The organism is Candidatus Pantoea floridensis (genome assembly GCF_900215435.1).
Classification (GTDB): domain Bacteria; phylum Pseudomonadota; class Gammaproteobacteria; order Enterobacterales; family Enterobacteriaceae; genus Pantoea; species Pantoea floridensis.
On sequence record NZ_OCMY01000002.1, the window covers coordinates 498,027 to 518,605 of the forward strand.

General features: G+C 50.9%; 20 protein-coding genes and 1 pseudogene. 14 read left to right on the plus strand and 7 right to left on the minus strand.

What is annotated here, in order from left to right; genetic code table 11:
- Positions 1-7 precede the first annotated feature (7 nt).
- From CRO19_RS22905 to CRO19_RS22935, 7 genes are all read left to right on the plus strand, one after another.
- Positions 8-823, plus strand: a complete 816-nt coding sequence (locus tag CRO19_RS22905) for an HpcH/HpaI aldolase family protein (protein WP_097098131.1) — start codon at positions 8-10, stop codon at positions 821-823.
- Position 824: 1 nt separating this feature from the next.
- On the plus strand, positions 825-1,817 hold the full coding sequence (locus CRO19_RS22910) for a hydroxyacid dehydrogenase (protein WP_097098132.1): 993 nt from the start codon (positions 825-827) through the stop codon (positions 1,815-1,817).
- Positions 1,818-1,846: 29 nt separating this feature from the next.
- A complete protein-coding gene (iolG, locus tag CRO19_RS22915) occupies positions 1,847-2,842 on the plus strand; it encodes an inositol 2-dehydrogenase (protein ID WP_097098133.1) in 996 nt (331 codons plus the stop codon).
- 10 nt (positions 2,843-2,852) lie between these two features.
- Positions 2,853-3,968 carry a Gfo/Idh/MocA family protein gene (locus CRO19_RS22920; protein ID WP_097098134.1) on the plus strand — a complete coding sequence of 372 codons (1,116 nt, stop codon included), beginning with the start codon at positions 2,853-2,855 and terminating at the stop codon, positions 3,966-3,968.
- A 169-nt stretch (positions 3,969-4,137) separates the two neighbouring features.
- On the plus strand, positions 4,138-5,064 hold the full coding sequence (locus tag CRO19_RS22925; RefSeq protein WP_097098135.1) for a substrate-binding domain-containing protein: 927 nt from the start codon (positions 4,138-4,140) through the stop codon (positions 5,062-5,064).
- Positions 5,065-5,138: 74 nt separating this feature from the next.
- Positions 5,139-6,209, plus strand: a complete 1,071-nt coding sequence (locus tag CRO19_RS22930) for a sugar phosphate isomerase/epimerase family protein (RefSeq protein WP_097098136.1) — start codon at positions 5,139-5,141, stop codon at positions 6,207-6,209.
- Positions 6,202-7,374 (plus strand): Gfo/Idh/MocA family protein, encoded by a 1,173-nt coding sequence (locus tag CRO19_RS22935; protein WP_320204527.1) that lies wholly within the window; start codon positions 6,202-6,204, stop codon positions 7,372-7,374. The genes CRO19_RS22930 and CRO19_RS22935 overlap by 8 nt, the downstream gene beginning before the upstream one ends.
- Positions 7,375-7,406: 32 nt before the next feature.
- On the opposite strand, the gene CRO19_RS22940 is transcribed toward CRO19_RS22935, so the two are convergent.
- Positions 7,407-8,423 carry a substrate-binding domain-containing protein gene (locus CRO19_RS22940; protein WP_097098137.1) on the minus strand — a complete coding sequence of 339 codons (1,017 nt, stop codon included), beginning with the start codon at positions 8,421-8,423 and terminating at the stop codon, positions 7,407-7,409.
- A gap of 152 nt (positions 8,424-8,575) precedes the next feature.
- Here CRO19_RS22940 and CRO19_RS22945 point away from each other — a divergent pair, with 152 nt between their 5' ends.
- Positions 8,576-9,721 carry a phytanoyl-CoA dioxygenase family protein gene (locus CRO19_RS22945; protein WP_320204528.1) on the plus strand — a complete coding sequence of 382 codons (1,146 nt, stop codon included), beginning with the start codon at positions 8,576-8,578 and terminating at the stop codon, positions 9,719-9,721.
- Positions 9,722-9,752: 31 nt separating this feature from the next.
- Here the strand turns inward: CRO19_RS22945 and CRO19_RS22950 are convergent, their stop codons facing one another.
- A complete protein-coding gene (locus CRO19_RS22950; RefSeq protein ID WP_097098138.1) occupies positions 9,753-10,922 on the minus strand; it encodes an ROK family protein in 1,170 nt (389 codons plus the stop codon).
- A gap of 399 nt (positions 10,923-11,321) precedes the next feature.
- Complete coding sequence (locus CRO19_RS22955) at positions 11,322-12,275, minus strand: NAD-dependent epimerase/dehydratase family protein (protein WP_097098139.1); 954 nt, start codon at positions 12,273-12,275, stop codon at positions 11,322-11,324.
- A gap of 107 nt (positions 12,276-12,382) precedes the next feature.
- Between CRO19_RS22955 and CRO19_RS22960 the strand changes: the two genes are divergently transcribed.
- Positions 12,383-12,811: a MerR family transcriptional regulator gene (locus CRO19_RS22960; RefSeq protein ID WP_097098140.1), complete on the plus strand. Its 429-nt coding sequence runs from the start codon at positions 12,383-12,385 to the stop codon at positions 12,809-12,811.
- Positions 12,812-12,969: 158 nt separating this feature from the next.
- Here the strand turns inward: CRO19_RS22960 and CRO19_RS22965 are convergent, their stop codons facing one another.
- Together CRO19_RS22965 and CRO19_RS26305 are read right to left on the minus strand one after the other, a co-directional pair.
- Positions 12,970-13,800: an alpha/beta fold hydrolase gene (locus tag CRO19_RS22965; protein ID WP_097098141.1), complete on the minus strand. Its 831-nt coding sequence runs from the start codon at positions 13,798-13,800 to the stop codon at positions 12,970-12,972.
- A gap of 475 nt (positions 13,801-14,275) precedes the next feature.
- A pseudogene (locus CRO19_RS26305) lies at positions 14,276-14,586 on the minus strand (hypothetical protein).
- Positions 14,587-14,856: 270 nt separating this feature from the next.
- Between CRO19_RS26305 and CRO19_RS22975 the strand changes: the two are divergent.
- Positions 14,857-15,234, plus strand: a complete 378-nt coding sequence (locus CRO19_RS22975) for a Rid family hydrolase (protein WP_097098350.1) — start codon at positions 14,857-14,859, stop codon at positions 15,232-15,234.
- 450 nt (positions 15,235-15,684) lie between these two features.
- Here the strand turns inward: CRO19_RS22975 and CRO19_RS22980 are convergent, their stop codons facing one another.
- Entirely contained in the window at positions 15,685-16,668 is a 984-nt protein-coding gene (locus tag CRO19_RS22980; RefSeq protein ID WP_097098142.1) for an NADPH:quinone reductase, read from the minus strand.
- A 151-nt stretch (positions 16,669-16,819) separates the two neighbouring features.
- Between CRO19_RS22980 and CRO19_RS22985 the strand changes: the two genes are divergently transcribed.
- On the plus strand, positions 16,820-17,161 hold the full coding sequence (locus CRO19_RS22985) for a winged helix-turn-helix transcriptional regulator (protein ID WP_097098143.1): 342 nt from the start codon (positions 16,820-16,822) through the stop codon (positions 17,159-17,161).
- Between the two features lie 334 nt (positions 17,162-17,495).
- Here the strand turns inward: CRO19_RS22985 and CRO19_RS22990 are convergent, their stop codons facing one another.
- Positions 17,496-18,032, minus strand: coding sequence for a GNAT family N-acetyltransferase (locus CRO19_RS22990; RefSeq protein ID WP_097098144.1), 537 nt, complete (start codon positions 18,030-18,032; stop codon positions 17,496-17,498).
- A gap of 344 nt (positions 18,033-18,376) precedes the next feature.
- Here CRO19_RS22990 and CRO19_RS22995 point away from each other — a divergent pair, with 344 nt between their 5' ends.
- From CRO19_RS22995 to arsC, 3 genes are all read left to right on the plus strand, one after another.
- Positions 18,377-18,730, plus strand: coding sequence for a metalloregulator ArsR/SmtB family transcription factor (locus CRO19_RS22995; protein ID WP_097098145.1), 354 nt, complete (start codon positions 18,377-18,379; stop codon positions 18,728-18,730).
- A gap of 72 nt (positions 18,731-18,802) precedes the next feature.
- Positions 18,803-20,086: an arsenic transporter gene (locus tag CRO19_RS23000; protein ID WP_097098146.1), complete on the plus strand. Its 1,284-nt coding sequence runs from the start codon at positions 18,803-18,805 to the stop codon at positions 20,084-20,086.
- A gap of 47 nt (positions 20,087-20,133) precedes the next feature.
- Positions 20,134-20,562: a glutaredoxin-dependent arsenate reductase gene (gene arsC, locus CRO19_RS23005; RefSeq protein ID WP_097098147.1), complete on the plus strand. Its 429-nt coding sequence runs from the start codon at positions 20,134-20,136 to the stop codon at positions 20,560-20,562.
- The last annotated feature ends 17 nt before the right edge of the window (positions 20,563-20,579 follow it).

Consider the following 20,579-nt stretch of genomic DNA (forward strand, 5'->3'; position numbering starts at 1 on the left):
TGCATTGATGAAGCTGAATAATATCAAAGCACGCTGGAATGAAGGACAAACCGTACTTAATGGCTGGCTTAGCATCGCCAACGCCTTCACCGCTGAGATCATGGCTGAGCAGGGTTACGACGCGCTGACTATCGATTTGCAGCACGGTTTCGTCGGGTATGAGCAGGCAACGCATATGCTACAGGCGATGCGCGCCAGCGGCGTTGCCCCCATGGTGCGCGTGCCCTGGCTAGAGCCGGGCATCATCATGAAGTCACTCGATGCCGGTGCGTGGGGCATTATTTGTCCCATGATCAGTACCGCTGAGCAAGCGCAGGCGCTGGTCTCCTGCGTACGCTATCCGCCCCATGGCAGCCGCAGCTTTGGTCCAACGCGCGTGACGTTCTCTGCCGGTCAGGATTACGGCCAGCATGCCGACGATCACGTGGTGTGTTTCGCAATGATTGAAACCGCAGAAGCCTTTGAAAATATCGAAGCGATTGTCGCCACGCCCGGTCTCGATGGCGTCTATATCGGCCCGGCCGACCTGACGCTGGGCCTCACCGGGAGAAAATATCGCACTGGCTTTGATCGCACTGAAGCGGAAATTGTCGATGCAATTAAACATATTCTCGCCACCGCCCATCGCGCCGGGAAGAAAGCGGGTTTGCACAATGGTTCTGCCGCTTATGCGGCCAACGCGGCGCAATGGGGCTTCGATTTAGTCACCCTTTCCAATGATGTCCAGCTGTTGCGTGGTGCAGCAGCCAGCAGCGTGCAGCAGTTCCGCGAACTTAACGGTAACGGCGTAACAGCACCATCAACCCAGGCGGGGGGTTACTAACATGCCAAACATTCTGGTTGCCGGAAAAATTCATCAGGCTGGGATCGATATTCTCAATAGCGCGCCAGGTTTCACGGTGCAGTTGGTGCACGACGTTAGCGTGGAAAGTTATGCGCCTTTTATGGCTGAGGCGGATGCGCTGTTAATCCGCACGCAACCGCTCACGGCAAAAGAGATCGTTGCCGCGAAAAATCTGCGCGTGGTGTCACGTCACGGTGTGGGTTATGACTCGGTTGATGTTGCCGCCCTCACCGAACGCAACATTCCGCTGACCATTGTCGGCAATGTGAATTCGCTTTCCGTGGCGGAGCACACCCTGTCCATGCTGCTGGCTTTGGCAAAACGCCTCTGCTATTTCGATAACAGTATTCGTGAAGGGGAATGGAATCGTCGCAACAGTTTTTCTGCGGTTGAGGTGGCTGGCAGAACCTTATTCATCCTCGGTTTTGGTCGTATCGGCCGCGAAGTGGCGCGCCTGGCGAAAAGCTTCCGCATGAAAGTCATCGCCTACGATCCTTTCTTGCCCGATAACGCTTTTGAAGAAAGCGGCGTAGCCCGCATAACTGCCATCAATGACGGTTTGCAGCTGGCAGATGCGATCACCATTCATCTGCCGTTGAGCGGCGAAAAACCGTTGATTGGCGCAGAAGAACTGGCACTGATGAAACGTCACGCCATTTTGATCAATACCGCACGCGGCGGCATTGTCGATGAAGAGGCGCTGGCAACCGCCCTGCAAAACGATGCGCTGGGCGGCGCGGGTCTGGATGTGTTACAGCAGGAGCCACCCGCCCTGCACACTGCGCTGCTAGCCCAGCGCGATAAATTAATCCTCAGCCCCCATTCGGCGGGGCTCACGGAAGAAGCGGCGATGCGAATGTCGGTCTCCGCCGCCACTAATATCGTTGACTATTTCACTGGTCAGCTCGATACGGATCTTGTGGTCAATAAGCAGGTTCTGGCGCTTAACGACCTGATGAGCAAATTACCCTGATAACAATAAAACTCGACCCGGAGAACATCATGCTCAAAATCGCCATCCTCGGCGCTGGCCGTATTGGCCAGGTCCATGCCGCCAACGTGGCACGCCATAAAGACGCGCAGCTGGTTATGGTTGCCGATCCCTTTATTGAAAATGCTAATGCATTGACAGCCCTGTGGGGCGGTCGCGCGGTGCAAGATCCGCTTGAGGCGATTCACGATCCTGCTGTTGACGCCGTGGTGATTGGTACACCTACCGATACCCACGTCGAACTGATGCTCGCCGCAGCCAATGCAGGCAAAGCCGTGCTGTGCGAAAAGCCGGTGGATCTTGATATCCACAAAGCGCTGGCGGCCGAAAAAGCGCTGGGCGAGAAGGCCAGCAGAGTAATGCTGGGTTTCAACCGTCGCTTCGATCCCGGCTTTAACGAAATTCATCAGCGTATCGCTAAGGGAGATATTGGCGACCTGCATCAAGTGGTGATCACCAGCCGCGATCCGGGTCTGGCACCGCTGAATTATCTCAAGCATTCCGGCGGTATCTTCCGCGATATGGTGATCCATGATTTTGACCTCGCGCGCTGGATTTTGGGCGAGGAACCGGTAGAGGTGTTTGCCACCGGCAGCCGCCTGTTTGAGCCTTCGCTGGAAGCGTTAGGGGATTACGACACCGTGATGGTGCAGCTGCGTACGGCTTCGGGTAAACAGTGCCAGATTAACTGCAGCCGTCAGGCGGTATATGGCTACGATCAGCGCCTGGAGGCATTTGGTTCTGGCGGCATGATGATCAATGACAACCACCGTGAGACCACGGTGCGCCATTTTGGCGCGCAGCACACCGAAGTGCGCGGTCCGCTGCTGGACTTCTTCATGCAGCGTTATACCGATGCGTATCGGCTGGAAATCGACGCCTTTATTCAGGCCATCAGCAAGGGTACCGCGCTGCCTGTCACTATTCATGATGGCTGCCAGGCGCTACGCCTTGCCGATGCTGCGCAGCTCTCCGCCGATACTCAGGCCGTGGTGAAACTGAATTAAGGACATTGTGATGCGCAAATTAGGTATTGGCCTTATTGGCACCGGCTTCATGGGCAAATCTCACGCTATGGCCTGGCGTGCGGCAGCCAACTTTTCAGGCGAGGTGCAGCCGGTGTTGGTGTGCGTCGCGGATATTGACGGTGAAGCTGCCCGCCGTACCCAACAGCAGTATGGCTTTCAACGTTCAACCAATAACTGGCAGGAGTTGATTGACGATCCTGAAATTGATGTCATTTCAATCACCTCACCCAATCGCTTTCATGCCGAGCAGTCGCTAGCGGCGATTGCGGCGGGCAAACATGTGCACTGCGAAAAACCGCTGGCACCGGATAGCCAAACCGCAGAACGCATGGTGCTGGCCGCCAAAGCAGCAGGCGTGGTCACCCAGGTTGGCTTTAATTACGTTAAAAATCCGCTGCTGAAGCTGGCGCAAAAGATGATAGCGGAAGGCGATCTGGGTGATATCACCGGTTTTCGCGGTATTCATGCCGAAGACTTTATGGCCAATCCAGAGATCCCCTGGTCATGGCGACTGGATCCCTCAGGCGGCGCCGGTGCCGTGGCCGACCTGGGCAGCCATATTCTTGGCATGGCGCGCTTTCTGCTTGGTCCCATTTCGTCACTGTTTGCCGATTTGGAAACCGTGATTAAAACACGCCCGGAAAGTGCCGGTGCCGCAAATACCAAAGCCGTTGAAGTGGATGATATCGCTCGTCTTACGGTGAAGTTTGCGCGCGGTTGCAGCGGGCATGTTGAAGCTAACTGGGTGGCTTCAGGCCATAAAATGCAGCTGGGCTTTGAAATTACCGGTTCTAAAGGCGCGCTGATTTTTAATCAGGAGCGTTTCAACGAACTGCAATATTTCCAGTTCAATCAACATGAAGCGACCAACGGTTTTAAAACGCTGGTGGCCGGACCCGAACATTATCCTTATGCCCTATTCTGCCCGGCTCCGGGACACCAGCTTGGATTTAACGATTTAAAAACTATCGAAATGCTGGAGTTTATTCAATCAATCAATGAGGGGAAATCTTTTGGCCCCGATTTTACTGAAGCATATGAAATTCAGAAGTTGGTCGATGCTGCCGTCGCCTCTTCACGTGAAAAAAGTTGGATAACGATCTAAAACATCAGGTCGTAAGGCAGGGATGCCGCTCTGTAATTTCTATTATCAGCCGTTCCAGATCGTGCACGACATAAAAGTGCTGTAAATAAACCCTACGCAAGTGAAGTTAATAATAAAAAACCCGACATCAGACTGGTTCTGAGATTAATCATAAATGTGGAATGCTATTATGAAAAAAATCATCTTACTCTGCCTTACCTTACTTTCGCTAAGCCCTGCTGTTAATGCCGTACAGGTTGGCGTAAGTATCGCCCAAATGGATGACGTATTTCTCTCACGCCTGAGAGGATATATTATCGAGCAGGCGAAAACGCATCCTGATATGAAAATTCAATTTGAGGACGCTCAGGGCGCCGTAGATAAACAACTTAGCCAGGTGCAAAGTTTTATTAACGGTAAAGTCGACGTCATCATTGTTAATCCGGTTGATACCCAGGGAACCAAGAATATGGCTGACGCGGCACGCGCCGCCAAAGTACCGCTGATATTTCTTAACCGTATGCCTTCAGACGCCAAAATGGGCGATGGCGTGAGCTATATCGGCAGCGATGAAATTGAAGCGGGACGTTTGCAGATGCAGTATCTGGCAGATTTGGTTAAAGATCGCAAAAGCGTTAATGTCGCCATCATGAAAGGTTTATTAAGTAATGATGCCACCCGTTTCAGAACGCAAGGCGCGAAAGAGATTATTGCCAAACATCCTAATATGCATGTGATTGTTGAAGACACAGCGAAATGGATGCGTGAAGACGGCATGAATCTAATGAATAACTGGATTCTGTCGGGCGACAAAATTGATATCCTTTCCGCTAACGCGGATGAAATGGCTATTGGTGCCGCCATGGCCATTAAAAGTAACGGCATTAAAATTGGCAAAGATATTTTAGTTGGCGGCACCGACGGCGGCCCGAATGGTTTACAGGCGATAAAAACCGGTTTACTCACTGTCACCGTATTCCAGGATGCGAAATCACAAGCTTATGGCGCCGTGGATATGGCAGAAAAAGCCGCCAAAGGTGAAAAAATCCAGGATGTTAATTTTATTCCGTTCCAGTTGGTCACACCGCAAAACTACCAGAAGTTTATGACTAATTAACTTTCGCTTTCTTCTGTGTCTGTTGTTTGCACCTGTGAAGGCAGCAGGTGCCTTTTTTTTAATTCGGAGAAGTTATGAAAACGATTAAAGGCCCCGCGGTATTTCTGGCGCAGTTCGCTGGCGACGATGCGCCTTTTAATTCTTTAGCTGGCATGGCGGGTTGGGCGGCGGAAAAAGGATTTAAGGGCGTAGAAATCCCCAGTTGGGACTCTCGTCTGATTGACCTGCGCAAAGCGGCTGAAAGCCAGACCTATGCTGATGAAATTCTTGGCGTACTGGCTGAGCACGAGCTGGCGCTGACCGATTTAGCCAGCCACTTGCAGGGCCAGCTGGTCGCACTCCATCCGGCTTTCGATTTACCCGCCGATAGCTTCGCCCCAGAAAGCGTGCGTAATGATCCGCACGTGCGCCAGCAGTGGGCCACTGAGCAGCTTTACCTGGCAGCACGCGCATCACGCCGCTTAGGCCTGACGAAGCATGTCACTTTCTCTGGCACGCTGCTGTGGCCCTATCTCTATCCCTATCCGCAGTGGCCAGAAGGCCTGATTGATGAGGGCTTCAGCGAGCTGGCGCGGCGCTGGATACCGATTCTCAATGCTTTCGATGAACAGGGAATCGATCTCTGCTATGAGATCCATCCTACGGAAGATCTGCATGACGGCGTGACCTTCGAGCGTTTCCTGGAAAAAACCCACAACCATCCACGCTGCAACATCATGTATGACCCCAGCCATCTGGTATTACAGGGCATTGATTACCTGAGCTATATCGATCACTACCACCAGCACATCAAGGCTTTCCATGTCAAAGATGCCGAGTTCAGGCCGAATGGCAAAACCGGTGCGTACGGCGGCTATCAACCCTGGACCAGCCGGGCAGGACGCTTCCGCTCGCCTGGTGACGGCCAAACTGATTTTGGCGGGATTTTCTCGAAGTTAACCGGTTACGGCTTCGAGGGTTGGGCGGTGCTGGAGTGGGAGTGCTGCTTTAAGAACCCGGAAGATGGCGCACGTGAAGGCGCGCAGTTCATCAGCGACCACATTATTCGCGTCACCGATAAATCGTTTGATGATTTTTGTAAGTCCTACGCCGATCGGTCACTTAACCGCAAAATTTTGGGTATTACAGGAGCGAAAGATGAATAGATCACCTTTGAATGGACGTCGTATCCGATTAGGCATGGTCGGCGGTGGCGAGGGTGCCTACATTGGCGGTATTCACCGTTTTGCAGCGCGTCTTGACGATCAATATGAACTGGTAGCGGGCGCGTTTGACGTTGACGCCGAGCGCGGGCACCGCTTTGCCACGCAAAACTATATCGCCCCTGAGCGTTCTTATAGCGATTACGCCACCATGGCGCAGTTTGAGGCGGCGCGCGCAGACGGTATTGATGTTGTCGCCATTTGTACGCCTAACTTCACCCACTTCCCCATCGCCAAGACCTTTCTTGAAGCCGGCATCGATGTGATCTGTGAAAAACCGCTCACTACCACGTTGCAGGATGCCGAAGCGCTAGCCGAAGTGGTGAGCCAGACCGGCCGTTTTCTTGGCGTGACCTACACCTATTCCGGCTATCCGCTGATCGTGGAAGCCCGCGCGCGCGTCCAGGCTGGACTGATTGGCAAGGTGCGGACCGTGCAAGTGGAGTATCCGCTGGAGTGGATGGCGACCGGCGTCGAGCTGAAAAATAACCAGCAGGCAGCATGGCGCGTCGATCCACAAAAGAATGGACGCGGCGGCTCGATTGGCGATATTGGCACCCATGCCTATCATCTCGCCGGTTATGTAACCGGATTGAAAGCGGAGAGCGTGGCCGCTGACTTAGCCACCTTTGTGGAAGGGCGAGCGCTGGACGATAACGCCCATGTGCTGATTCGCTATGAGGGCGGCGCGCGCGGCATGTTGTGGTCATCGCAGGTTGCCATAGGCTGTTCAAATGCGCTGCGGCTGCGAGTTTACGGCGAAACCGGTAGCCTGACCTGGGCGCAAGAGCAGCCGAACGAACTGATTTACACCTCATTGGAAGGCTATACCCAGATTATTAAACGGGGGCGTGACGATCTGGATGCGATAACCCGGGCGCGCACTCGCACACCGCCAGGCCACCCTGAAGGCTATATCGAAGCCTTTACCAATCTGTACAGCGGCTTTGCTGCGGCACTGCGCGCGCGCGACGAACAGCGCGCGATTTCTGGCATTGGCGCACTTATCCCGCAAATCCATGATGGCCTAAAAGGGGTAGCCTTTGTCGATGCAGTGGTCGATAGCCATCAACAGGGTACGGTGTGGAAACAGCCGAAATATCGCTGATGCCAACAGAAGCCTGACGCCGTCAGGCTTCGTTAGGTATACATGTTGTAGCGCATGATGATATTGATGCGTGAATAGGTTGCGTTGCTACGCGTTTCAGGTAAAAACCCGTGGAATTCCAGCAGTGTTTTAAATGAGTGCTGCGCATCCAGTTGCAGATTATGCTCAATCAGCGCGTCGATTTTACCCGCCTGCATCAACGCGCGATTTTCCCGATCCAGGTCGTGCCCAACAAACACCTTCGGCTGAATGTTGCGTTCTTCTAATGCGCGCAAAATGCCGGCATTTCCGCCACCCACGGTGTAAACCGCATCAATCTGGGGATTATCCTGCAGGAAGGTTTGCAGGGTTTGGTACATCAGATGGTCTATGCCCGATCCACCGGCGACGATTTTTATCTGATGTTGGGGGGAAAAGGATTTCATTCCCTCCTGAAAACCGCGGATGCGATCCTGTTCCCCAACAAACGCTTTATTGCCGGTGATGGCGGCAATCGTGCCCGGTTCGTTACCCAACCATTTTGCCATCAGGAAGGCTGCCGACTGTCCCGCGCTGACGTTATCCATGCCAATGTAACGCAGCCGATGGCTACCCGTGATATCCGTAACCACCGTAACAACCGGAATGCGCTGCTTAATCAGATTGTTAATAACCGGCACCAGCTGGCTTGAATTCATCGCCTTCAGGATAATGCCATGGGTGCTCAGCGAGCACTTTTTCAACAATCGTTCCACTTCCTCCACCGCCATCTCTTCACTGCAATGGAATCTAAGCTGGATGCGGAAAGAGGCGAAACTGGATATCTGGCTACTAAAGGCTTCTTTTACCAACTCACTGAAACGCTCTGGCGTGTGCATGATGACATCGAAGTAAATTGTCCGCCCTTGCGCCAGGCTGCTTTTTTGCTGCAACTCCAAATCGGCTAATGCTTGCTGAATTCGATGCTGCGTTTGCGGATGTACCCGGCCGCGGTTATGCAACGCACGATCGATGGTGGCGAGGCTTAATCCGGACTGGGCTGAAATCTGTTTTTGCGTAAATTTTGGCATAGGTCACATGATGTAGGAGTGAGGTGTTTTTGATGTGCTGTTAAAGAAATGTAACTGCTATTTTAACACTCATCAACCCTATCACGACGCCAGTTAATGTTGCACTGGCGGCTGATAACGCTCTGTCACTCCATCTCTAAAATGAGGTCGTTATGATGTCACCCTATTTTGCCCGTGAAGATCAGGTCTCTGTTGAAGACTTCAAAACATTTTGTACTCAGCAGCTCGATGCCAGTGATTATCCGCTGGCGAGCGAAGCGGTTGCCAACGTGCTGGTTTACGATCGAGAGACGCTGGAGACCGCGGCGAAAACGGATAAAAAAGCGCTGCTCAGCGAACTGCACAAAGCCCTTTCTTATGGTCCCGGCGTTTTTGTGGTACGTGGGTTATACCGCGATCTCGACGTCATTGATCGCACCTCGCAGGCTTTCGAAACCATCATGAGTCACGAGGCCAAATCTAAAATTCAGGCCGATCACTTCTCACGCGCGGGTAACAATGGACGTATCTGGAACGCGCTGCAAAAACTGGCGGAAACCAGCCCGCAAACGTTTGTTGATTACTACGCGAATCCGACGCTGGAGTTGATTTGTCAGGCGTGGCTGGGCCCAGCGTGGAGCATGACCTCGCAAGTGAATCAGGTGCGGCCGGGCGGCGAAGCCCAGCAGCCGCACCGGGATTACCATTTGGGCTTCCAGCAAAGTGCGTTCGCGTCTGAATTCCCGGTGCCGGTACAGATCCTTTCGCAATATCTGACGTTGCAAGGTGCCGTGGCACACACGGATATGCCGCTGGCATCCGGCCCGACCCGTTTACTGCCGTGGTCACATCAGTATGAGCTGGGTTACATCGCCTATCGTGACCCAGAGTTCGTTGAATTCTTTAACCACAATTACGTCCAGCTGCCGCTGGAAAAAGGTGATGGCCTGTTCTTCAATCCGGCGCTGTTCCATGCCGCAGGTAACAATACCACCAGCGATCATGTTAGAACCGCCAACCTGCTGCAGGTTTCCTCCGCATTTGGCGTACCGATGGAGAAAGTAAATCACGAACAGTTGCTCAAGCTGATTTACCCGCTGCTGCAAAACAGCCAGCTTACCCAGCAGGAGCTCAATACGGTCATCAACGTGGCGGCGCGCGGTTACTCCTTCCCCACGAATCTCGATACCGATCCACCGTTAGGCGGCATGGTTCCGCAGACGCAGCAGGCTTTGGTGCACGAGGCCTTGCAGCAAGAGTGGAGCCCGAGCCAGTTCAATCAGAAACTGGATGAGCAAAGTACTCGAAGAGAAGCGTAGCAGCGACAGGCCGGGCGCTTGCCCGGTCTGATCACTTCATCAGCACCTGAAACTGCGGATTAAATTCGTCAAAAATCGGCAGCGCTGCAGCACCCAGCGCGGCGGTATCGCTGCCGGTCATACCGATTTTTAAGCGGGTGCCGGTAAGGTAACGGCCGCGTACTGATTGATACAGCGGTGGCAGGCGGCGAATGATTTTGTCCAGCAGCGCAGCCGGTATCATGCCGCCGATAATCACACTTTCAGCATCGAAAATGCACTCCAGCAGATTAATCGCCTGGCGCAGCGGCGTGAGCACGGTATCAATCCAGCGATCGAACAGCGCCGGATCGACCTCCAGTAAATCTTCCGGCAGCGCCGTCATCGGATCGAGACCGCAAAACTCATATGCCGCCTGCAGCGATACATAGCGCTCAAGACAGCCATGATTGCCGCAATAACATTCGCGTCCACCAGGCTCAACCACCACATGCCCCACTTCACCGGCGTTATGCGCATGGCCGCTGTAAACGTGGCCATCCATAATGATGCCAGCACCCAAACCGGTGCCGATATAGAGATAGATAAACGAGTTGAGCTGGCGCGCCACGCCATGAAAACGTTCACCAATCGCCGCCACCGTGGCATCGTTCTCCAGCGTCACCGGCACGCCGCTCATCGCTGCCAGTTTGGCTTCAATATCCACCTGCTCCCAGCCGTGCAGCGTGGTGGGTCCTACCGAGGAGATGCCTTCGACACCAAACGGACCCGGCATCACCACGCCAATACCCAGCACTTTGCGCCAGCGCTCGCCGAGTTGCGTTTTGATTTCAGCCAGCACCGCTTCGATGCGCGCTAAAGTGGCATCTGGCTCGGGCTTTTGCACCAGAATAAGACGCCGGAAGTGAATTTCACCGGTGAGATCCACCAGCACAATCAGCAGCGTTTGGTGATCCAGATGGATGCCAATAGAGAAGGCGCTGGCAGGATTGAGCGTCACCGGAATGGCCGGTTGCCCACGTCCTTGCTTGCGCGGCTCACGGCTGGTGAGCAGTTCCGCCTGCTCCAGTTCGGCAACGATATTTGAAACGGTTTGCGGCGTGAGCGCGGTCAGGCGAGCCAGTTCGGCGCGGGTGAGTTCGCCGTGCAGGCGAATGGCTTCAATGATCACGCGACGATTATGCGCCCGTGCATGTTCCAGATTGGTTCCCGACGTTTTCACCTTGCTTTCTTCCCTCATTCAACCGCGCTGTGAATAGCCGCATCAATATCTATGATCGGCCACAGTAATTACAACCCTTTCGGGACGTTGAATGGGGGTTGGCTAAGTGCAACAGCAAATTGGTCATGCCGGTACGGACGCAAAATTAACTTCATAGCTAACGAACACGGATGAGTTAACTTCGCGTTGCTTATGAAGGATGACGCCTATCTTGATGGTTATTCATCGGAAAGCGGATCAGTGAGTTTCTCGCTGATAGCAGACTTTTCATAATTAGATGTCCGCAATGTGCCAGAAGCGGACATTACTTTCCTATGGTTCAAACATGTAAAATAGTCCGAATCATGCAAAACCTTCTGGTGTTTGTCAGAGCCTGTTATTCACAACCAGCCATAATGGTTAATTATCTTTCTTCAACGCGGAGGTGGCTTTCCATTCAGCGTATATACTTTCCAGCCCCTGCCTGTAACTTGTTATACGAAAGTCCGGGAAGCGCATCTTAAATTTTGATGAGTCAAAAAAATTATCAGCTTCATAGCGGGGAAGGAGTTCCCGCAGTTCACGAGGCCCTTTAGAAAATATACCCGCAATATATAAGGAGTATTTCCTCAGAACTGACCATGACGGTTCTTTTCCAAATACACTGCACGCCAGAGAAACAAACTGCGCATAGGTGATTCGTTCTTCACAACAGGGCAGATGCCATGTCTGACCGTAGGCTTCTGGCGTGTTACCCAGCAGCGCTAAAGCCCGGCTTGCATCAGGGGTCCAGATGAGCGTACGTAATGAGTCATCACGCAATGGGACGAGTGGTTTTTTTCCAGCTTTAAGTCTGTCTAAAACCAGGGCATTGGTAAAACTCTGGGTTTTCCCGGGCCCATAAAATTCAGGGGCGCGACCAATGAGTACAGGAATATCACCCCGCAGCATCTCCTCCAGAACCATATTCGCCATCTTAGCCCGGACTCGCCCTTTTCGCCCTGATGGCTGGAACGGCATATCTTCCATCTGCAGTCTGCCGTCCTGAGGGTACATATACGTATTGTCAAAATAGACAAAATGAGCCCCTGCTTGCCGGGTGGCATTCAGTGCATTCTGAAGCATTACAGGAAACTGCTCCTCCCAGAGGGAGGAATCCGGTGGCAGTCCTGCCGCAAAATACACAATGCGGCTTCCTTTTACCGCATCCAGAGTCTGACTGCCATCAAGCAAATCAGCCGACATAAGGGTGTCGCTTTTAGTGACTTTATGCGGATTGCGGCTGACAAGCCTCAACTCAGCACTGTAGGAATGTGTTAACTCGCGGGCAAGTTCCCGGGCAATCTGTCCGCTTGCTCCCAGAATCGTTTGCATTTATTTCCTCTTCATACAATTTTTGATGGAAGTCCCGGGACTTTGACTTTTTTAAAAGTATAAGATTAAAGTTAACTTTAATGTCAAGGGCGGTCACTGGAGATGAAATGAAGATAGGAGATCTTGCAAAAGCGACGGGGCTTACACCTTCCCGCATCCGTTATTACGAGGCGGAAGGCCTGATAAGTGCCCCTCCCCGACAGGATAATGGCTATCGCCATTATCCGCCTGAGACCGCCCTGATACTCATGCTTATTGACCGGGCACAGGGATTTGGATTCACGCTTGAGCAAATCCGTCAGGTATTACCTCAGGGGAAAGAAAGCTGGAACCATGAAGGATTAATTGCTTCTCTTGAATCCAGGGTTGAGGAGATCCGACTCCTGCAGCAGCAACTCAGGGAAAATCAGACCATGATACTGCATTTAATCAGCGGCATCGAAAACAGGCCGGAGGGTATTTCATGCCAGGAAAATATGTTGCGGGTTATGAGGCTAATGCAGGTTGATACGCCGGTTCTTCATGCTATTAAGTAATCTGGCAAACATTGCGCCAGGTCTGTTTCAGAATGAAGAGTGAATTAACGAAGTCTGATTTGTAAGACACGGTTCCCTTGTTCACAAGCATGAAGACTCCGTTACCGGTATTTTGTACCGGTAACGGAGTCTTCAACTTATATATTTTATCAGCTGGATTAACTGTTTATAAATGCAAGTAGATCTGCGTTCACCTGATCCGCGTGTGTAGTGGGTATGCCGTGGGGAGCTCCTTTATAAGTATTGAGTTTCCCATTTTGGACCAGTTCAGCCGACAACTTACCGGAATCATCATAAGGGACAACCTGATCGTCATCGCCATGAATCACCATTACGGGGATGGATATTCCTTTGAGGTCTTCAGTAAAGTCGGTTTGCGAAAAAGCAACGATCCCATCGTAATGCGCTTTGGCGCTACCCATCATGCCCTGTCGCCACCAGTTATAAATGACAGCTTCGGAAGGAGCCGAACCGGAGCGGTTAAATCCATAAAATGGTCCAGCAGGAACGTCATAATAGAACTGAGCGCGATTAGCAGCCAGTTGCGCCTGCAGGTCATCAAATACTGTTTTCGGCGTTCCCTGTGGATTATTGTCGGTTTTCACCATCAATGGCGGTACGGCACTGATTAACACGGCTTTTGAAACTTTATCTTCACCATGCCTGGCTATATAACGTACAACTTCGCCACCGCCGGTTGAATGGCCAACATGCATCGCGCCTTGTACATTAAGGTGTTCCACAACGGCTGCAACATCATCTGCGTAATGATCCATGTCGTGGCCATCCCACACCTGTCCTGAGCGACCATGCCCGCGCCGGTCATGTGCCACAACGCGGAAGCCTTTATTTACGAAGAATAACATCTGGGCATCCCAGTCATCACTGCTCAGAGGCCAGCCATGATGGAAAAAAATAACTTTACCATCCCTTGGACCCCAGTCCTTGTAGAAGATTTCAACGCCATCGCGAGTTGTTACATAACCCATGTCACTTCTCCACTCAGATAAACTGTCAATGGACTGTGCTTATCCTGCTCAACTCTTCGTAAAGGGCAGAACGAACTGATAAGTACCGATCCTTTCACCGGCTCTGAATCAACCGTGACTGTAGTATAGGTTTAAAGTCAACTTGAAGGTCAATGAGGGTTGTGAGATTGTTTGAGGGCTTTGAGTGTAGGTTACAAAAAACCTCTCCGGGAGAGCAGGGGATTTCTGACTCAGGTATCGCAGGAAGGAGAGCTCATGGTTTGCTAGAGTCATGATTTTGACTTCAAAAAGCAGGACTTGCTATATCACGCAGTCTGCTTTTCGCTCATAGCGGACCTTAGCCTACCGTCAGTCCGCTTTGTGCCAAAAGCGGACATTTGCATCAACTGTTGGCACCCATACTTTTATGTAACATATGAGTGTTGGGCACCTCTAAAGGGGTCGAGACTGCCTCATGGTATCAGCCAGCAAATTACTACAAACGGGATACGGTTTGGACGTTATGCTGAAAGACGTAAGGATCTGATAGCAGCTGAAATTGCTCGTCATCCGGATAGGTAACTGCGATCTGGAACTGTTCGCCTGCGAATGCTTTCACTGCCTCAATATCTTTCCAATAAGTTGCCAGAAAGAAATGCTCACAATTACCCTGCGTCTCTCTGCGTACATATGTCCCCAGATTTCCGGGTGTCCTCTCTAAATGTTCAACACCGGTTTTTGCAAATGATGTGCAAAACCTTCTGCATGCTTGACTGGTACGCATCCATGCCATGTTCTTACAATCATGTTTCTACCCATATGTTTTAGAAGGGTTTTAAATATAGCATGTAGGATGGATGTGGGATTCGTGAGTGGGTTGTTATGTCTAATGTGGCATAACATCCCTATCGCCATGATTTTGACGTCCGCTCCTCACTCATAGCAGACATAAGCCTTACGTCAGTCCGTTTTGTGACAGAAGCAGAGGTTGTGCGTTTCATTATCAAAAAAGCAAGATTGAACATTCAGAGGAGGATGGTAAGGTCATTGTTTGCTCATTTCCAAAATGGCTCTTATATGAACAATGTGTTACGGAAGAATTATCCCGAATTAGGTGAAGTAAAGGCTCCTTATGTTCATGCTGTAAAACATGGCGGTACGCTCTACATTTCCGGATTGACTGCTTTTGGCACAGTTGCTCAACATAAAGGCATTGCTGAGCAGGCTGAAGAAATATTTTGCCAAATCAGGAAAATAATCAGCGCAGAAGGCTCAGATTTTTCAGCCCTGATTAAAGTGACGATATTCATTACCTCTTTTAAAGAGATAGACGAGCTACGCAAAGTATTGTACCGAAATTACGGTGATCACTTGCCAGCCAGCTCGCTTGTTGAAGTTAGCCGCCTCTTTTCACCTGACCTCTCGATTGAAATTGAGGCTATATTCGGCCTTTGATTTATTGCTCATAACCGGATAGCGATAACTATTCGGTTCTTACGCCGTTTTATTAAACCCTCTTTAAGACATAGCGTCCGCTGTTCGCTCATAGCTGACCTTAGATCTCACATGAACTTTATCGATGTCCGCAGACATCAACTTTTTCGCCAGTCAGTCTCCCAACCGCCTCTATTGCGTCTGGATCACCATGCCAGGCCATGCAACTTAAACAATCTCCGCCACAGTCTAAATTCAATGTGTCTGGTGTTTTACTCATTGGCTGATTACAGGTCTGGCAATTGTTTTCTTTCACTGGAAGTGGCATCCGATTTTGATTTTCATTTCTATGTTACCTGACATATCACTCTTATGTCCGCAGTTCGCTCATAGCTGACTTTCTTCTGCGTCCGCTTCGCGCCAGAAGCGGAACTCAGTCACCACTTAGCGCACTGATTTTTAAGGATGCCATTATATGTGTATAAGGACTTTACCGATCACTTTTGCATGTTCCACTGTATAATGAGCGTCGGCTATTTTCTCAAGCGGCAGATTTAAGCCTATTAAAGGTGCATAACTTCCAGTTTGAAGGCAGGAATTAATATCTTCTGCGCTGGCTTTTTTAACGTCCATGGGAACTTTGTATATATAGACAAAGCGGAGTACACAGCCGTGCATCATGGCTTTGAGAAGTGGAACAGAAATTGTTTCTGTTGCGCTACTCGTAGCATAAGAGCTAATAACTCCTCCTTGAGACAAACAAGCCAGGTTGATATCAAGGTTCTCTTTCAAAGCCACATCGACAATATGATGAACCCCCTGATTATCTGTATTCGCCATGATGATATTTGCCACATCGCCAGCTGTATGGTCGAGTACTAAATCAGCACCATTAATTTTTGCTATCGCCGCTTGTTGAGCATTTCTCACCGTGGTAACAACCCATGCACCGGCCCATTTAGCTAATAAAATTGCTGCAGTTCCCACCACTCCAGCTCCGCCATGAATGAGTACCCGGCGGTCTTTAAGGTCACCGTCTGAAAAAAGGCAGCGGTGAGCGGTAAGGGCTGGAATTCCAAGTGAAGCGCCTGTTTCAAACGAAACATTATCGGGGAGTCTTACAGCCTGACTTGTTGGTACGACAACGAACTCTGCTGCCGTTCCTGACGCCCGTCCATATTGTGCTTCATAAAGCCAGACACGCTCATTAAGTCGTTCTGACGATACGTTCTCACCAACTGCTTCAATCACACCTGCGCCATCCTGATGGGGAATGATGCGGGCATATGGCATGCTCGCAGAGAAAGCTGTTCTTGCCTTGATGTCTGATGGATTGACTCCTGAAACGTAAATACGCACGAGTACTTCATTCGGACCAGGGCTGGGTTTAGAAACTTCACCAATTTTCAGTACATCATATGCATTACCTTGAGTGTCATAATATGCGGCTTTCATTAGTTGTAACCCTATGTATGAATTGAAAATAAATCATTATACGTTTTAGTCTTGTTCCTTGGTGTACTTTAAGCTCTATGGATAGTATTTAAAAGTAGGCACTCTTATGATACATAGGGATAATAAGTATACTAATGGAGTGTCTAAATTGATGAAAATCGAGGAAGAACAGAATTACCAATGCACCGTAGAAGCAACCATTACAGTAGCCGGGGGTAAATGGAAACCGTTGATCATTTATTATCTGCTCAGTGGAACCAAGCGATTTGGAGAACTTCGTAAACTCATAGGTAGTGTGACGCAGCGTTCATTGACGCTACAACTTAGAGAACTTGAGGCTCATGGCATTATTTCCCGGAAAATATTTGCAGAGGTCCCCCCACGAGTTGAATATTCACTCACTGAATTAGGTTTTACTCTCGCTCCTGTACTCGAGACGATGAAAGCTTGGGGAGATGCCTATGTATCCAGGCAACGAAAAAAGGATCATTAATTATGTACCCGTTTTTGGTGTTGAGTAACCAGCTCACCATTGCGCAGGACATTCCGATGTAAATATCCATTCTTAGCTTCCGCTTTTCGCTCACAGCGGACCTTCAGCGTCCAATAACCATTAGTTTGCATTCCGACGAGTTACCGTTTGGCTGATACGCTGGTTCGTTAAAACCTGATCAGAGACGAGTAAAACGGTGAACTTCCGCTTCTCGCTCATACCGCACAGGGCTCTCATATCTGTCCGCTGCGTGCCAGAAGCGGACATCTGCGTTCTGGGCCAACACAAACGGGTGAGCGAAAGTAGTCTTATGTAAAGCGACTGAATTGCTCTCTTACTCTGACTTTTTATCCCATTCGGCGTGAGTCAGTGTAAACAGCATGCTGGCGGGCGCATTTGTCACATCCTGAATGTCCCGTACATATCTGAGTCCGGAATTAGTCAGGACTTTTTGTGATGCCAGGTGGTCTGCTCTTACTACTGCAGAGATATCCGGCAGTTTTAGCTCACCAAATCCATAACTGACCGCATGGTTAGCAAACTCTGTCGCCAGCCCTCTTCCCCACGACTCAGCAGAGAACCGATATCCTAGGTTATTGATAGTGGTATTGGCATAACTGCGGATATTCAGCCCGCCAAAACCGATGAGCCTTTTAGGATCATCGTTCAGCGAGATAGCCCAGTTTCCGAAACCGTAATCTTCCCAGTGTTTAAGCCAGCGAGCCAAAACATCACGGGCATAATCAATATCAGGATATGGGCCTGCGGGATTAAATGTATTCGTGGCAGGATCGCCATAAATTCTGAAAAGGTCATCTGCGTCTGAGGTGATTACAGGCCGAAGATGCAGTCGGGAGGTGGTTAGCCGCAAAATTTCTCCTGAGTTTTTGATTCATTCAATGAGTTATCTTACTGTTTTTATAGTCAGAAAATTTCGGCTTCACAACAGCACTGTTATGTTTAATTTGGCAAAATTTGCATGTCGCCATCATTTTGACGTCTGCTCCTCGCTCATACCGCACAGGGCTCTCATATCTGTCCGCTCTGTGCCAGAAACGGACATTGCTAATTTTAAGGTGCATTATTTAAAAGCGGGAAATTTTAAATACCCCATGAGATAGTATGGTCTTCCCTTGAACATATTCCTTTTATTGAATATGTTTTTGTTCTATCCTCTTGCCAATACCTTTAGGCTTTCTTTAATCGGGTTTCAACATGTTATCTCTAACCCCACTACAACTTTTTAAAAACCTTTCGGACGAAACACGTCTCACACTGGTGCTGCTGCTGAAAGAAAAGGGAGAGCTCTGTGTGTGTGAACTCACAGGGGCACTGAACCTTCCTCAGCCTAAAATTTCCCGCCACCTTGCAATGCTGCGATCCAGCGGGTTACTCAGTGACCGGCGCGACGGCAAGTGGATCCACTATCGCCTGTCTCCACACATGCCAGTGTGGGCGGCTTCTGTCATTGATCAGGCGTGGCTGAGCCAGCGTGACGAAATTCGTGACCTGGCCGATCATTCACAGCTGGATCATGCCACAACTAACGGCAGGGCTGTCTGCCTGTAAAAAAATTTAGCCAAACACATTCGAATTATCGAATGTGTTTTTAGGCTTCTAAGACTTATCAACGGAGGAAGCATGCTGCTGGCAGGCGCAATTTTTATTCTTACACTGATATTTGTTATCTGGCAGCCACGCGGGCTTAGTATCGGATGGAGCGCTGTTGCCGGAGCCGCGCTGGCTCTGGCAACCGGCGTGGTTCATATCGGTGATATTCCCGTGGTCTGGCAGATAGTCTGGAACGCAACGGCCACGTTTATTGCGGTGATCATTATCAGCCTGCTGCTGGATGAATCAGGGTTTTTTGAGTGGTCGGCGCTGCACGTGGCACGCTGGGGCGGCGGCAGCGGAAAGCTGCTTTTCACCTATATTGTATTGCTGGGAGCGGCGATAGCAGTGCTGTTTGCTAATGATGGCGCGGCGTTGATCCTGACGCCCATCGTGATTGCCATGCTGCTGGCACTCGGATTCAGCCAGGGTGCCACGCTGGCGTTCGTGATGGCGGCTGGATTTATCGCTGATACGTCAAGCCTGCCGCTAATCGTGTCTAACCTGGTCAATATCGTCTCAGCTGACTTTTTCCATCTGGGATTCAGGGATTACGCTTCGGTCATGGTGCCGGTCAATATCGCTTCGGTGCTGGCTACACTCGCCATGCTGCACCTCTTTTTCCGCAAGGAGATCCCCGCGCAGTATGATGAAGCCAGGCTCAGGATGCCGCGTGAGGCCATTCGTGATATCAGCACCTTCCGTGCCGGATGGGTTGTCCTCGTTCTACTGCTGGCGGGCTTCTTTGCGCTGGAACCGCTCGGCGTACCGGTCAGCCTGGTTGCAGCCATCGGCGCGCTAATCCTCTGGCTGGTCGCACGGCGCGGCCATGTGATTGATACCCGCAGAGTGCTGCGCAACGCCCCCTGGCAGATTGTGGTGTTTTCACTTGGCATGTATCTGGTGGTCTATGGACTGCGCAATGCCGGACTGACAGAATATCTGACCGCGCTGCTTAACGATTTTTCCGATGCCGGTGTATGGGGCGCGGCGATGGGAATCGGATATATCACCGCACTCCTCTCATCAGTAATGAACAACATGCCTACGGTGCTGATTGGCGCACTTTCCATTGATGCCAGCACTGCGCAGGGTGTCGTGCGTGAAGCAATGATTTACGCCAACATTATCGGCTGCGATCTTGGACCGAAAATCACGCCTATCGGCAGCCTGGCTACGCTGCTGTGGCTGCATGTGCTGTCCAAGAAAAACATCCGCATCAGCTGGGGATACTACTTCCGGGTCGGTATCGTTATGACGCTGCCGGTAATGACCGTTACGCTTGCTGCGCTCGCGCTGCGCCTCTCTGTCTGATGATAATCCGGGGCGGCGTATGCAGCCCCATCACACGAGGTTTTACCATGTCTGACATTACCATTTATCACAATCCCGCCTGCGGCACCTCGCGTAATACACTGGCGCTAATCCTGAACAGCGGCGCGGAACCTACCGTTATTCACTACCTTGAAACTCCGCCGACGCGTGAAACTCTTCAGGGGCTGATTGAAGCGACGGGAATCGGAGTGCGGGCGCTGCTGCGTAAAAACACAGATCCCTATGAACAGCTGGGCCTCGCCAGCGACAGCTTTACTGATGAACAGTTGCTGGATGCCATGCTGGCTCACCCGATTCTGATCAACCGTCCGATAGTGGTGACTCCGCTGGGAACGAAGCTTTGCCGCCCTTCCGAAGTCGTGCTGGACATTCTGCCTGATCAGCAAAAAGGTTCGTTCACCAAGGAAGATGGCGAAGTGGTGATTGGCGCGGACGGTAAACGCGTCAGCCAGTAATCAGGCAGGATGAAAAA

Bases quoted from the DNA above. Each gene is read 5' to 3' on its own strand.
- CRO19_RS22905 (WP_097098131.1), top strand. From the start codon at position 8: ATGAAGCTGAATAATATCAAAGCACGCTGGAATGAAGGACAAACCGTA.
- CRO19_RS22910 (WP_097098132.1), top strand. From the start codon at position 825: ATGCCAAACATTCTGGTTGCCGGAAAAATTCATCAGGCTGGGATCGAT.
- iolG (WP_097098133.1), top strand. From the start codon at position 1,847: ATGCTCAAAATCGCCATCCTCGGCGCTGGCCGTATTGGCCAGGTCCAT.
- CRO19_RS22920 (WP_097098134.1), top strand. From the start codon at position 2,853: ATGCGCAAATTAGGTATTGGCCTTATTGGCACCGGCTTCATGGGCAAA.
- CRO19_RS22925 (WP_097098135.1), top strand. From the start codon at position 4,138: ATGAAAAAAATCATCTTACTCTGCCTTACCTTACTTTCGCTAAGCCCT.
- CRO19_RS22930 (WP_097098136.1), top strand. From the start codon at position 5,139: ATGAAAACGATTAAAGGCCCCGCGGTATTTCTGGCGCAGTTCGCTGGC.
- CRO19_RS22935 (WP_320204527.1), top strand. From the start codon at position 6,202: ATGAATAGATCACCTTTGAATGGACGTCGTATCCGATTAGGCATGGTC.
- CRO19_RS22940 (WP_097098137.1), bottom strand. From the start codon at position 8,423: ATGCCAAAATTTACGCAAAAACAGATTTCAGCCCAGTCCGGATTAAGC.
- CRO19_RS22945 (WP_320204528.1), top strand. From the start codon at position 8,576: ATGATGTCACCCTATTTTGCCCGTGAAGATCAGGTCTCTGTTGAAGAC.
- CRO19_RS22955 (WP_097098139.1), bottom strand. From the start codon at position 12,275: ATGCAAACGATTCTGGGAGCAAGCGGACAGATTGCCCGGGAACTTGCC.
- CRO19_RS22960 (WP_097098140.1), top strand. From the start codon at position 12,383: ATGAAGATAGGAGATCTTGCAAAAGCGACGGGGCTTACACCTTCCCGC.
- CRO19_RS22965 (WP_097098141.1), bottom strand. From the start codon at position 13,800: ATGGGTTATGTAACAACTCGCGATGGCGTTGAAATCTTCTACAAGGAC.
- CRO19_RS22975 (WP_097098350.1), top strand. From the start codon at position 14,857: ATGAACAATGTGTTACGGAAGAATTATCCCGAATTAGGTGAAGTAAAG.
- CRO19_RS22980 (WP_097098142.1), bottom strand. From the start codon at position 16,668: ATGAAAGCCGCATATTATGACACTCAAGGTAATGCATATGATGTACTG.
- CRO19_RS22985 (WP_097098143.1), top strand. From the start codon at position 16,820: ATGAAAATCGAGGAAGAACAGAATTACCAATGCACCGTAGAAGCAACC.
- CRO19_RS22995 (WP_097098145.1), top strand. From the start codon at position 18,377: ATGTTATCTCTAACCCCACTACAACTTTTTAAAAACCTTTCGGACGAA.
- CRO19_RS23000 (WP_097098146.1), top strand. From the start codon at position 18,803: ATGCTGCTGGCAGGCGCAATTTTTATTCTTACACTGATATTTGTTATC.
- arsC (WP_097098147.1), top strand. From the start codon at position 20,134: ATGTCTGACATTACCATTTATCACAATCCCGCCTGCGGCACCTCGCGT.